Source organism: Pseudomonas sp. PAMC 26793 (genome assembly GCF_000313235.1).
Lineage (GTDB): Bacteria > Pseudomonadota > Gammaproteobacteria > Pseudomonadales > Pseudomonadaceae > Aquipseudomonas > Aquipseudomonas yamanorum.
In genome coordinates this window covers 28824-40312 of the sequence record NZ_AMXG01000035.1, presented here as the reverse complement: position 1 = coordinate 40312, position 11489 = coordinate 28824, and the positions used below count along the sequence as shown (strand labels likewise).

At 62.4% G+C, this 11489-nt stretch carries 12 protein-coding genes; 2 read left to right on the top strand and 10 right to left on the bottom strand.

What is annotated here, in order from left to right; translation table 11 throughout:
- Positions 1–9: 9 nt before the first annotated feature.
- The 4 genes from phnF to phnC form a co-directional block, all read right to left on the bottom strand.
- Entirely contained in the window at positions 10–714 is a 705-nt protein-coding gene (phnF, locus tag D109_RS0114235) for a phosphonate metabolism transcriptional regulator PhnF (protein ID WP_166742177.1), read from the bottom strand.
- A 35-nt stretch (positions 715–749) separates the two neighbouring features.
- On the bottom strand, positions 750–1532 hold the full coding sequence (gene phnE, locus D109_RS0114230; protein WP_003210621.1) for a phosphonate ABC transporter, permease protein PhnE: 783 nt from the start codon (positions 1530–1532) through the stop codon (positions 750–752).
- Positions 1533–1680: 148 nt separating this feature from the next.
- Positions 1681–2682 carry a phosphonate ABC transporter substrate-binding protein gene (gene phnD / locus D109_RS0114225; protein ID WP_017477489.1) on the bottom strand — a complete coding sequence of 334 codons (1002 nt, stop codon included), beginning with the start codon at positions 2680–2682 and terminating at the stop codon, positions 1681–1683.
- 32 nt (positions 2683–2714) lie between these two features.
- Positions 2715–3548, bottom strand: a complete 834-nt coding sequence (phnC, locus tag D109_RS0114220) for a phosphonate ABC transporter ATP-binding protein (RefSeq protein ID WP_017477488.1) — start codon at positions 3546–3548, stop codon at positions 2715–2717.
- A gap of 373 nt (positions 3549–3921) precedes the next feature.
- On the opposite strand from phnC, the gene D109_RS0114215 reads away from it, so the two are divergent.
- Complete coding sequence (locus tag D109_RS0114215; protein WP_017477487.1) at positions 3922–4332, top strand: NUDIX domain-containing protein; 411 nt, start codon at positions 3922–3924, stop codon at positions 4330–4332.
- A gap of 141 nt (positions 4333–4473) precedes the next feature.
- Here D109_RS0114215 and D109_RS0114210 read toward each other — a convergent pair whose 3' ends face one another.
- Positions 4474–5370 (bottom strand): LysR family transcriptional regulator, encoded by an 897-nt coding sequence (locus D109_RS0114210; protein WP_026077962.1) that lies wholly within the window; start codon positions 5368–5370, stop codon positions 4474–4476.
- Positions 5371–5506: 136 nt separating this feature from the next.
- On the opposite strand from D109_RS0114210, the gene D109_RS0114205 reads away from it, so the two are divergent.
- A complete protein-coding gene (locus D109_RS0114205; RefSeq protein ID WP_085988729.1) occupies positions 5507–6706 on the top strand; it encodes an MFS transporter in 1200 nt (399 codons plus the stop codon).
- A 182-nt stretch (positions 6707–6888) separates the two neighbouring features.
- Here the strand turns inward: D109_RS0114205 and D109_RS0114200 are convergent, their stop codons facing one another.
- From D109_RS0114200 to D109_RS0114180, 5 genes are read right to left on the bottom strand one after another with little or no spacing between them, the layout of a single operon-like run.
- Complete coding sequence (locus tag D109_RS0114200) at positions 6889–7293, bottom strand: hypothetical protein (RefSeq protein ID WP_003210627.1); 405 nt, start codon at positions 7291–7293, stop codon at positions 6889–6891.
- A 15-nt stretch (positions 7294–7308) separates the two neighbouring features.
- The gene (gene ccmI / locus D109_RS0114195; RefSeq protein WP_017477484.1) at positions 7309–8502 is read right to left on the bottom strand and encodes a c-type cytochrome biogenesis protein CcmI; all 1194 of its coding nucleotides are present in this window, start codon (positions 8500–8502) and stop codon (positions 7309–7311) included.
- Complete coding sequence (locus D109_RS0114190) at positions 8495–8968, bottom strand: cytochrome c-type biogenesis protein (protein ID WP_010166149.1); 474 nt, start codon at positions 8966–8968, stop codon at positions 8495–8497. Before D109_RS0114190 ends, ccmI begins: the two co-directional genes overlap by 8 nt.
- On the bottom strand, positions 8965–9501 hold the full coding sequence (locus D109_RS0114185) for a DsbE family thiol:disulfide interchange protein (protein ID WP_017477483.1): 537 nt from the start codon (positions 9499–9501) through the stop codon (positions 8965–8967). Before D109_RS0114185 ends, D109_RS0114190 begins: the two co-directional genes overlap by 4 nt.
- A complete protein-coding gene (locus tag D109_RS0114180; protein WP_017477482.1) occupies positions 9498–11486 on the bottom strand; it encodes a heme lyase CcmF/NrfE family subunit in 1989 nt (662 codons plus the stop codon). Before D109_RS0114180 ends, D109_RS0114185 begins: the two co-directional genes overlap by 4 nt.
- Positions 11487–11489 lie beyond the last annotated feature (3 nt).

Here is an 11489-nt window from a genome sequence, read left to right as displayed (position 1 = left end):
AGGTCTCCATCAGGTCACCACTTGGTACTGGAAGCGATCCGAGCGGCTGGTGGACTGCGCCAGCTCCACCGGGCGGCCGTCGCGATCGCGGGAAAGGGTGAATACAGTCAGCGCCGGCAAGTGCCGGGGCATCATCAGCAGTGCGGCTTCGTCGCGGTTGGGCAAACGCGCGCCGATCAGGCTCTGGGTGCGGGTCAACGGCAGGTCGCGTTCACGCAGGTACTGGCGCAGGGAGCCGCCGTTGTAATCCGCCAGCAACGGTGCATGGCTGGCGCAGTAACGATGGCGGATCAGGCTGACCGGCTGGTGGTCGAGCTTGCGCAGGGTCTGCAGCTCGATCATTGGCGCCATCTCGGCGATGCCCAATTGCTGCGCCTCTTCGCGGCTGGCGAAGCAGTAGCGACGCTTGAGCAGCATCGCTTCCACGCCCACGCCTTGGGCCGACAACGACTGGCTGTAGGAGGTCTCGGCCCCCATCGGGTAAATCAGCGGGCGGTCCAACACTTGGGTGCCCTTGCCCTGGCGGCGCAACAGGCTGCCTTCGAACACCAGCTCATCGATGGCGCGGCGCAGGGTGTGGCGGTTGACACCGAAGCGTTCAGCCAACTGCACCTCGCCCGGCAGGAATTCACCGGCCTGGTAGCTGCTCAGTTCGCGGCGCAGGATGTCGGCGAGTTCGCGGTACACCGGCTCATCTTGTCTAGACAACTGCATGCTTAAAAAAAGCGCCCTGGGGCACCCCTCCGACGTCAGATGAACTGCTTGCGCAGGCGTTGGGACAGCACGTCGATACAGCTCACCACCACGATGATCACCAGCAGCACCGCGCAGGTCTGCACGAACTGGAAAGCGCGGATGTTCTCCCAGAGGATCACCCCGATCCCGCCGGCACCGACCATCCCCACCACCGTCGCCGAGCGCACGTTGGCCTCGAAGCGGTAGAGCGCGTAGGACACCCACAGCGGCATCACTTGCGGGATCACGCCGTAGATCACTTCCTGCAAGGCACTCGCGCCGGTGGCTCGCACACCTTCAACGGGGCCCGGGTCGATGGCTTCGACGGCTTCGGCAAACAGCTTGGCGAGGACCCCGGTGGTGCTGATCCACAAAGCCAGCACACCCGCGAAAGGACCGAGGCCCACCGCGACCACGAACAACATGGCGAATACCATTTCGTTGATCGAGCGGAACGCATCCATCACCCGGCGCAGTGGCTGGTGAATCCACCACGGCGTGATGTTGTCGGCGCACAGGATGCCCAGCGGCACCGAGCAGACAATCGCCAGCACCGTGCCCCAGAGGGCGATTTGCACGGTGACGATCATCTCCTTGAGGTAGGAGCGCCATTCGTGGAAGTCCGGCGGGAAGAAGTCGGCGGCGAAAGTCGCCATGTTCCCGGAATCGCGGTACAGCGCCAGCGGGTTCATCTCGGCGCCGTGCCAGGCCCAGGCCAGCAGGATCAGGAACAGGCCCCAGCCCAGGTATTGCGGCCAAGTCCTTTTGCCCACTGCTTCAGCATGCAAGGTAGTCATGGGTCACTCTCGGTGTAGGGTTGGAACTGGGCTTAATGTGGGAGCGGGCTTGCTCGCGAATGCGGTGACTCAGTCGCCGGATGCGTTGAATGACGCACCGTATTCGCGAGCAAGCCCGCTCCCACATGAACCCGATTCCTACAGGGGGTTAGCCGTTGGCTGCGGTCTTTTTGTCCAGTTCGGTGATGCGCTGTTGCAGCTTGGCGAGGTCGGCGTCGATATCCGCGAGCTTCTTGGCCTTGTCAGCGGCTTCCAGCTTGTCGTCGGCGCTGATGGTGGTGCGCTGCTTGAACAGCTCCAGCTGGCGGATCGGCAACAGCTGGTCGTCGCTGGACTTGAGGAACTTGCCCAGTTGCATGTTCTTCAGCACGGCCTTCTCTTCGTCGGTGTCACCGTAGTTGGCGAAGAAATCGCGGATCTTGGTCTTCTCGCTGTCGCTCAGGGCCTTGCTCCACACCATCGGGTCGGCGGGGATCAGCGGCGACTTCCAGATCACCTTGAGCATCGCGGCCTTTTCCGGCTGGGTGACTTCCAGGCGGTCCCAGCTTTCGGTGTTGAAGGTGGCAACGTCCAACTGCCCCTTGGCCACGCTCAGTGCGTTGACTTCATGGCTGGAGTTGAGGGTGCGCTTGAAGGCGGTGGCGGCGTCGACATGGTTCTTGGCGAACACGTAGTAGCCGGGTACCAGGTAGCCCGAGGTGGAGTTCGGGTCACCGTTGCCGAAGGTCAGGTTCTTGGCGTTCTTGAGCATGTCATCGACGTTGTTGATCGGGCTGTCCTTGCGCACGATCAGCACGCTCCAGTAGCCGGCAGCCCCGTTGGCGGCGGCGGTCTGGGCGAAGATTTCGCCGTTGGAACGGTCTACCGCTTCCATCGCCGCCTTGTTGCCCAGCCAGGCCACGTCGACCTTGTTGAAACGCATGCCCTGAATCAGGCCGGCGTAGTCGGAGGCGAAAGTGGCGTTGATGGTCAGGCCGGTCTTCTTGTGCATGTCATCCAGAAAGGGCTGCCAGATGCTCTTGAGGTTCTGCGAAGACTCGGTGGACATGATGCCGAAATTGATCGCCTTGTCGGCGGCCTGGGCGTTGCCCATGGCCACGCTGGCTAACAGCACGGCGGACAGAAACACATGACCGATACGGTTCAACATGGAGAGGATTCCTGTGGGTCGTTAGTAAGGTTTCAAGCGCGGGCCAGGGCCAACCGTGCGGGGACGACGGGTGTGCGGGTCTGGTCGGAAAACATCAGGCTGGTGTCGACATCAGCACCGTACAAATCATTGAGGAACTGGCTGCTCAGGTCGCTGGCCTGCCCATCGAAGTGAATCCGCCCACCCTTGAGCGCCACGGCTCGGGGGCAATAGCGCATGGCGTAATCGACCTGGTGAAGGGTGACCACCACGGTCTTGCCGTCGCGGCCGTTGATGTCGGCGAGGATCTCCATGACCTTGCGCGCCGACTCCGGGTCCAGGGAGGCGATGGGTTCATCGGCGAGGATCACTTCGGCGCGTTGCGTCAAAGCGCGGGCAATGGCTACGCGCTGCTGCTGGCCGCCGGACAAGGTAGAGGCGCGTTGCGCGGCCAGGTCCGCCAGGCCGACACGGGCCAGGGACTCCATGGCGAACTGTTTTTCCTCGGCGTTGAACAACCCGAGGTTGCCACGCCAGCTCGGCATGCGGCCCAGGCAACCGAGCAGCACGTTGTCGAGCACGCTCAGGCGGTTGACTAGGTTGAACTGCTGGAAGATGTAGCCGATGTCGGCGCGCAGGCGCCGCACCTTGCCATTCAACCGCCCGCTGGCCTGCACTTCCCGGCCCAGCACCTTGACGCTGCCGCCGTGGCTCTTGTCGCAACAGGCCAGGCCCGCGAGGTGGCGCAGCAAAGTGGATTTGCCGGAGCCGGAAGCGCCAATCAGCGCGACCATCTCACCGGTGGCAACGGTAAGCTCGAGGTCGACCAATGCGGATTTTTTCGCAAAGGTCTTGTTCAGATGATCGACATGGATAGCTGGAGTCATGGGCTTCTCTGTCTGGTTGAACAGCCGTCCGTGGCTGCGTTTGAGTTCAAACGACAGTAGGCGCGGGCTGTGTCAGCCCTATGACTTGCACATGACTGGAGTAAAACCGTTTGATGAAGGTTTGATGAAAGGTTGGAAGTAGCTGTAGGACTTTGATCGTTCCCACGCTCTGCGTGGGAATGCCGCCTCGGACGCTCTGCGTCCAGCTGGGGATGGAAGGTTGAAGTCTTGCGCAGTGGTGACGCGGAGCGTCACGGGATGCATTCCCACGCAGAGCGTGGGAACGATCTAATGAAAGGTCTTCGCCCGGGGTTGGAAATGTGCCGGACTGTGGTGCAATAGCTGGTGTCAATATGTGCAAGAGCGCAACGTGATGGGAAAAGACAAGGCATGTCCGGTCGTTCTGCGAACCCGCCAATCGCTGGAAATCCTCGCCTTCAAACACCCACTGGCCGGCCTTCAACTGGTCAAGGGCAGCGTGGAGCCTGGCGAAAGCACCGACGCAGCTGCGATTCGGGAATTACAGGAAGAAGCCGGGATAACCGGCAAGGTGATACGTGACCTGGGCACTTGGCACTCAGCGTCCACGGGGCATACATGGGCCTTTCATCAATGCCTGATCCCTGAAGACCTGCCAGATACCTGGACCCATTTTGCAGAGGATGATGGCGGCCACGAGTTCCAGTTCTTCTGGCACCCGCTGGCGAGCGAGTCGTCAGAAGAGTGGCATCAGGTGTTTAAAGATGCCCTGGAGTTTCTAAAGTCGCGCCTTGCCGAGATCTAACTGGCAACGTAAATCCAATGTGGGAGCCGGGCTTGCCCGCAATAGCGGTGTATCAGCAACAGTTTCAAAACCTGATACACCGCTATCGCAGGCAAGCCAGCTCACACATTTTGATTTTCATCAGGTTCAAATTCGTCGGTGTTATTGGGCGATGCGGGCGCGCAATCGCGGCATTATAAAATCCAGAAACGCCCGCAGCTTCAGCGGTAACGGTGACTGGCCTTTGTGCACCAAACTGATGGGCAGCGGCGCCGACTCATATGCCTCAAGCACCACCGCCAATGCCTCTTCCCGCAGCGCATCCGCCACTTGATACGACAGCACCCGAATCACCCCAACTCCCAACGTCGCCGCCGCAATCGCCGCTTCTGCGGTGTTCACCGACAACCGCGAATGCACCGGTACCGAGAGCCCGGTTTTACCCGCGCCAAATCCCCACGCCCCTTGGGATGCCAGCACTTCGAAAGTGATGCAGTCATGTGCCGCTAGGTCCTGGGGTTCGGCTGGTATACCGCGAGCGGCGAGGTACGCCGGGCTGGCACACACCACCCGCCGCACCGTGCCCACCTGCATGGCCTTGAGCGAGCTGTCGGGCAGTTCACCGATGCGCACGGCCACGTCGCAATGTTCTTCCATCAGGTGCACGACGCGGTCGGTGAGGATCAGGTTGATGTCGATCTCCGGGTACTGCGCCAGAAATTCTGCCACCACCGGCACGATGTGCAGCCGTCCGAAGACCACGGGTGCGGTGACCACCAATTCGCCCCGGGGCTGGGAATATTCGCCGGTGGCCGCGCGCTCAGCCTCGCTGATGTCTTCAAGAATCCGCCGGCACGCGTCGAGGTAGGAGGCGCCGGCATCGGTCAACGACAGCTGGCGCGTGGTGCGGTGCAGCAGGCGGGTTTTCAGGTGCGTCTCAAGTTCAGCCACCTTGCGGCTGACGCTGGCCAGCGGCATGTCGAGGCGCCGCGCGGCAGCGGTCAGGCTGCCTGCATCAACCACGGCAACGAAGATGGACATGGATTCAAGACGGTTCATGGCAACCTATCAAATTCTGGAAGGATGATTCCAAATCCTAGGGGATTATCCTGCCAAGCGCGAGTGCGTAACGTTGTCCACTCATCTCCGCCCCCGGAGACCTGCATTGAAGGAGATCGCCGTGAGTGGCCAACCGATGACATCCCACACTTCCACAGCCCCTGCGGTCGCGCCGCGCGGCAAGATCATCATGATGGCGGTGATCGCCGGCGCGGTGATCACCAATATTTACTGCACCCAGCCGATCCTGCCACTGATCGCTTCGGACATGGGCGTGGACGTGACCACCGTGGACCTGGTGGCCGGTTCCGCTCTGTTGGGTTTTGCTACCGGGCTGGCGTTGCTGCTGCCGATGGGCGACCGTTTTGACCGGCGCAAACTGGTGCTGGGGCAAATCGCCCTGGCATTCTGTTTCGCCCTGGCGGCGGCGTTTTCACCGGGTATCTGGGCGCTGGTCACAGCATCTTTTGGCTTGGGGATTGTGAGCTGTGTACCGCAGCAGCTGGTGCCGTTCGCGGCGGTGATGTCACAGCCCCACGAACGTGGGCGCAATGTGGGCACGGTGGTCAGCGGGATCATGGTGGGCATTCTGCTGGGGCGCACGATCGCCGGCGTGGTCGGTGAGGCTTATGGCTGGCGGGCGGTGTACGCGATGGAAGCGGCCTTCATGATCCCGGTGTGGATCGCCGCCGCCAAGCTGCTGCCACGGGGCGTGCCCAGCACCAACCTGTCCTACCCTCGCCTGCTGGCTTCGCTGTGGCCGCTGATGCGCGACAACAGCCCGATTCGCCAGTCGATGATGGTGCAGGCGTTGTTGTGGGCTTGCTTCAATGCGTTCTGGGTGAATCTGGCAGCGTTGCTGGCCCACGGGCCGTGGCAGTTGGGCAGTGCCTGGGCCGGTGGCTTCGGGATTATCGGGGCGGCAGGTGCATTGGCGGCGTCGCTTGGTGGACGGGCTTCCGACCGGTTGGGTTCACGCAAGGTGATTGGGGCGAGTATTGGTATTGTCACCTTGGCATTCCTGCTGCTGGCGGGGGCAGAAACCTCGATTATTTTGCTGGTGCTGGGGGTGATCGTGCTGGATATCGGGGTGCAGTCGGGGTTGGTGTCGAATCAGACGCGGGCGTTTGCGGTGGACCCGAAAGCCCAGGGCCGCATCAACAGTTTGTACATGACGGCGACGTTTTTTGGCGGCGCGGTGGGGGCGACGGTCAGCGGCTGGTTGATGGAACGGTTGGGCTGGATGGGGATTGTCGAGTTTGGGGTGATGCTGGGGGTGATTGCCGGGGTGATCCATTGGATAGGTGCGTCGAGGCAGACTGAGGAGCAGGCGTAGTTTCAAATCAAACGAGATTAAAAATGTGGGGGGCTTGCTCGCGAATACGGTATATCAGTGCCCGATTTGTTGGCTGACACACCGTATTCGCGAGCAAGCCCGCTCCCACATTTGAGCTTTGTTGTTGGGTGGACTGTATTCCAAACCAGCCATGAAAAAGGCGACCCGAAGGTCGCCTTTTCTTATTGCGCGTACTGCTTGCTCAACCCCGGCGGCACGCCATGGACGTCGGTCTCTTCCCAAGGCCCGTTCGGGCTGATGGAGCGGCTCCAGCCGTTGCTCCAACGGTAGTAGGTGCGCTGGCGGTAGAACGTGTCCGGCTGTTCATCCAGCACATACACCTGCATCTTCCCGTCCCAGTGGCTGGCAGCACCTGGCGGAGGTGCGAAGGTCGGCGAGGAGCTAGGCACCGGCTTCGACGGTTTGATCACCGGGCCGGAAGGCTGGGTGCCTGGCTGTGTGCTCGGCTGGGTCGACGGCCCTGTCGGTGGAATGGTCGGCCCGGTAGGCGACGGAGGCCGATGGACCGCACAAGCACTCAACCCCAATACCAGGCTGAGCAGGGTGATACGTGCGATAGCGGTCATGGGCATTTCCTCGAATTATTTATCCGGACTGTCGATGGTCAGCTGCTGCAGCGCAGTGGTGCTGCTGGCCAAGGGTTGGCTGCGGCCGATCCACTCGCCAGCTGTCGGAACACCTGCCCGGGATATGCGCGCAACCAGTTGGACTTCGGGAAAGTTGGACAGTTTCAACTGCGGCATCATCGCGTCGGCATCGCCCAGTTCGACGGTGATCGGCAGGTCGGCGACGGTCACGCGCTTGGCGGCCAATGGCGCCGGCGGGCCTTTGACGGCGCGGGCGAAAATGAACACGCTGTCGGTCGGAAAGGCCTTGGCCTTCACATCCGGCGCCAGGTCCACACGCACTTGCATCTGCTTTTGTGCCTTCACGGGCGCCACGCTACCGCCGCTCTCTCTGAGCTTCTCGGCAGCCCGGTCAATCCCGCCTTGCAGTGCGACACGGGAGTTGTCTTCCGGCGGCAGTTGCGCCAGCAGGCGGTTCCAGTAGTCGATCGCTTCCTGGTAACGCTGGCCTTCAAAGGCGGCGATGCCCAGCAGGCCAAGGCTGGTGACTTCTTTCGGATCGAGTTTCAGTGCTTCGTCGGTCAAGGCCTGGACCTTGGGCGACCACTGTTTGTTGTCGGCAAAGTACTGGGCCTGGGCCCACTGGCCAAGCAATTCCGGCTGGCGGCCGGCCAGGGCCACGGTGCGTTCGAAGACTTTGGCCGCATCGGCGGAACGGTCCTGGGCCATGTAGGCGCGACCGAGGAAGTACAGGCCTTCGGGCGAGTCCGGCTGGGCCGCTGCGGCGCGCTCAAGGCGGCGGGTCATGTCTTCCATGGACACCGGCGGCTGGGAGAATTCGCGGGTCAGTTCGACCTTGTCACTGGCGCCGTAATGCAGGTACAGCGCCACGCCCAGCACCGGCACCAGAAAGGCCGCGAGCAACGGCAACGGTTTGCCGAGGCGTGACTCCCGGGGCTTTTCCACACCTTCGGTATCGGCCAGCAACTCACGGGCCGCTTCGGCGCGCCCGCTGTCCAGTTGGGCCGCATCCAGCACGCCTTCGGACTGCTGGGTTTGCAGCTCCGCCACACGTTCTTGATACAGCGCCACGTTCAGCGCGGTGCGATCCTCTTCACGCTGGGCACGGCGGCCGCGTAACACCGGGATCAGCAGGAAACTCAAGGCAATCAGAAGCAGCAGACCGGCTGCGAGCCAGAAATCAATCATCAGTTTTTTTGTCCAGCAGTTGGTCGAGGCGTTGACGCTCATCGACGGAAAGCGAGTCCGAGCCATCGGCCGGGGCGACACGACGGCGGCGCACAATCACCGCCATCACCACGACACCGGCGAGCAACAACCCGGCCGGGCCGAACCACAGCAGCGCAGTCTTGCCGGTGAGCGCCGGCTTGTAGCGCACGAAGTCACCGTAGCGGTCGACCATGAAGTCGATGATCTGCTGATTGTCCTTGCCCTCGCCGAGCATGCGGAAAATCTCTTTGCGCAGGTCGGCGGCGATCGGTGCGTTGGAGTCGGCGATGTCCTGGTTCTGGCACTTGGGGCAGCGCAGTTCCTTGGTCAGTTCGCGAAAACGCTCGCGGTCTCCGTCCTTGGCAAATTCGTAGGTGTCGATGGCGGCGTGGGCCACGCCGACCATGCTCAAGCCCAATACAGCGGCGGCTAACCAACGCTTCATGGCTTGGCCTCATCCACCAGCGCCTGGTATTTGGCGGCCAGTTGTTCGCGCCACACCACTTCATCGATCACGCCCACGTACTTGTCGCGGATCACGCCCTTGGCGTCGATGAAGAAGGTTTCCGGGGCGCCGTAGACGCCGAGGTTCAGGCCGAGGTTGCCGTCTTCGTCGCGGATATCCAGCTGGTACGGGTTATGGAACTCTGCCAGCCACTTCAGGGCGGCAGCGTTGTCGTCCTTGTAGTTAATGCCGTAGATCACCACGCCCTGCTCCGCCAGCTTGTTCAGCACCGGGTGCTCGACGCGGCAGGAAATGCACCAGGTGCCCCACACATTGACCAGCGCCGGTTTGCCCAGCAAGTCAGCCTGGGTCAGGGTTTTGTCGCCCTGCACCGTCGGCAGCGAGAACGCCGGGAATTGTTTGCCGATCATGGCCGACGGCAACTCGGCCGGGTCCAGGTACAGCCCGCGATACAGGAACACCGCCACCACCAGGAACGCCGCCAGGGGTAACACCATCAACCAACGCTTCATACCGCCGCTCCTTGCAGGCCGAGGGCTTCACGCACCCGGCTCTTGACCTTGACCCGGTAGCGCCGGTCCATCGCTGCCAGCAAACCACCGAAGCCAGTGAGCAGGCCGCCGAACCAGATCCAGCGCACAAACGGTTTGACGTGGACCCGCACGGCCCAGGCGCCATCGCCCAGCGGTTCACCCAGGGCGACGTAGAGGTCGCGGGTGAAACCGGCGTCGATCCCGGCTTCGGTCATCATCGAGCTTTGTACGGTGTACAGGCGTTTTTCCGGGTGCAACACCGCCACTTCCTTGCCATTGCGCACCACACGTACGGTGCCTTTGTCGGAGGTGAAGTTCGGGCCTTCGAAGTGCTTGGCGCCTTCGAAAATAAAGTGGTAACCGGCCAGGTCCATGGACTCGCCGGGCGCCAGGCGCAGGTCGCGCTCGGCACTGTTCTGGCTGGACAACACCACGCCCAGCGCACACACGGCGATGCCGATATGCGCGACCTGCATGCCCCAGTAGCTGCGGGTCATGGTCGGCAGGCCTTTGATCAAACCTTTGTGGCGGGTCTTGTCGATCAGGTCACGTACGCCGGCCAGCAATACCCAGGCAGCCAGCATGAAGGTGGCGAGCACGGCCCAGTTGAAGTCGCCGTAGGCTATACCGGCGATCACGGCCAGCGCGGCGCTGCCCAGCAGTACCGGGGTGAGCATGCCCACCAGCCATTTCACCGGGGTGTCTTTCCAGCGCACCAGTACGCCGACCGCCATCACCACCATCAACAGCGCCATCAACGGGATGAACAGTGCGTTGAAGTACGGCGGGCCGACGGACAGTTTGGCGCCGCTCAGGGCATCCAGGACCAACGGGTACAAGGTGCCGAGCAGGATCATCGAAGCCGCCACCACCAGCACCAGGTTATTGCCCAGCAACAGGGTTTCCCGGGACCAGAGGTTGAAGCCCACGTGGCTCTTGACCACTGGCGCACGCAGGGCGAACAGGGTCAGCGAGCCGCCGACCACGAACAGCAGGAAGATCAGGATGAACACGCCGCGCTCCGGGTCGGAGGCAAACGCGTGAACCGATGTCAGTACGCCGGAACGCACCAGGAACGTACCCAGCAGGCTCAGGGAAAACGCGGCGATGGCCAGCAACACGGTCCAGCTTTTGAACACGCCGCGTTTTTCAGTGACTGCCAACGAGTGAATCAGCGCCGTGCCCACCAACCAGGGCATGAAGGAGGCGTTTTCCACCGGGTCCCAGAACCACCAGCCGCCCCAGCCGAGTTCGTAGTAGGCCCACCAAGAGCCCAAGGTGATGCCGATGCCGAGGAACGCCCAGGCGACGATGGTCCACGGCCGCGACCAGCGCGCCCAGGCGGCATCGAGGCGTCCGCCGAGCAAGGCGGCGATGGCAAAGGCGAAGGCGACCGAGAACCCGACGTAGCCCATGTAGAGCATCGGCGGGTGCACGATCAGGCCGATGTCTTGCAGCAGCGGGTTGAGGTCGTGGCCGTCTACCGGGATCTGCGGCAGGATGCGGGTGAACGGGTTGGAAGTCATGATCAGGAACAGCAGGAAGCCGATGCTGATCATGCCCATCACCGCCAGCACCCGGGCCAGCATGACTTGCGGCAGTTGGCGGGAGAAGATCGAGACAGCAAAGGTCCAGCCGCCGAGGATCAACGCCCACAGCAGCAACGAACCTTCGTGGGCACCCCACACGGCACTGAACTTGTAGTACCAGGGCAAGGCGCTGTTGGAGTTGTTGGCGACATAGGCGACGGAAAAGTCGTCGGTCATGAAGGCGTAGGTCAGGCAACCGAAGGCGAACACCAGAAAGGCGAACTGGCCCCAGGCGGCCGGCTGGGCCAGGCTCATCCACAGGCGGTCACCGCGCCAGGCGCCCAGCAACGGGACCACGGCCTGGACGATGGCGAAGCACAGGGCGAGGATCATCGCCAACTGGCCCAGCTCTGGAATAAACAATGCGGACGTCATGAC

Coding starts and splice junctions, on each gene's coding strand:
- D109_RS0114200 (WP_003210627.1), bottom strand. CDS start 7,293: ATGACCGCTATCGCACGTATCACCCTGCTCAGCCTGGTATTGGGGTTG.
- D109_RS0114210 (WP_026077962.1), bottom strand. CDS start 5,370: ATGAACCGTCTTGAATCCATGTCCATCTTCGTTGCCGTGGTTGATGCA.
- D109_RS0114190 (WP_010166149.1), bottom strand. CDS start 8,968: ATGAAGCGTTGGTTAGCCGCCGCTGTATTGGGCTTGAGCATGGTCGGC.
- phnD (WP_017477489.1), bottom strand. CDS start 2,682: ATGTTGAACCGTATCGGTCATGTGTTTCTGTCCGCCGTGCTGTTAGCC.
- D109_RS0114180 (WP_017477482.1), bottom strand. CDS start 11,486: ATGACGTCCGCATTGTTTATTCCAGAGCTGGGCCAGTTGGCGATGATC.
- phnF (WP_166742177.1), bottom strand. CDS start 714: ATGCAGTTGTCTAGACAAGATGAGCCGGTGTACCGCGAACTCGCCGAC.
- D109_RS0114215 (WP_017477487.1), top strand. CDS start 3,922: ATGGGAAAAGACAAGGCATGTCCGGTCGTTCTGCGAACCCGCCAATCG.
- ccmI (WP_017477484.1), bottom strand. CDS start 8,502: ATGATTGATTTCTGGCTCGCAGCCGGTCTGCTGCTTCTGATTGCCTTG.
- D109_RS0114205 (WP_085988729.1), top strand. CDS start 5,507: ATGACATCCCACACTTCCACAGCCCCTGCGGTCGCGCCGCGCGGCAAG.
- phnC (WP_017477488.1), bottom strand. CDS start 3,548: ATGACTCCAGCTATCCATGTCGATCATCTGAACAAGACCTTTGCGAAA.
- D109_RS0114185 (WP_017477483.1), bottom strand. CDS start 9,501: ATGAAGCGTTGGTTGATGGTGTTACCCCTGGCGGCGTTCCTGGTGGTG.
- phnE (WP_003210621.1), bottom strand. CDS start 1,532: ATGACTACCTTGCATGCTGAAGCAGTGGGCAAAAGGACTTGGCCGCAA.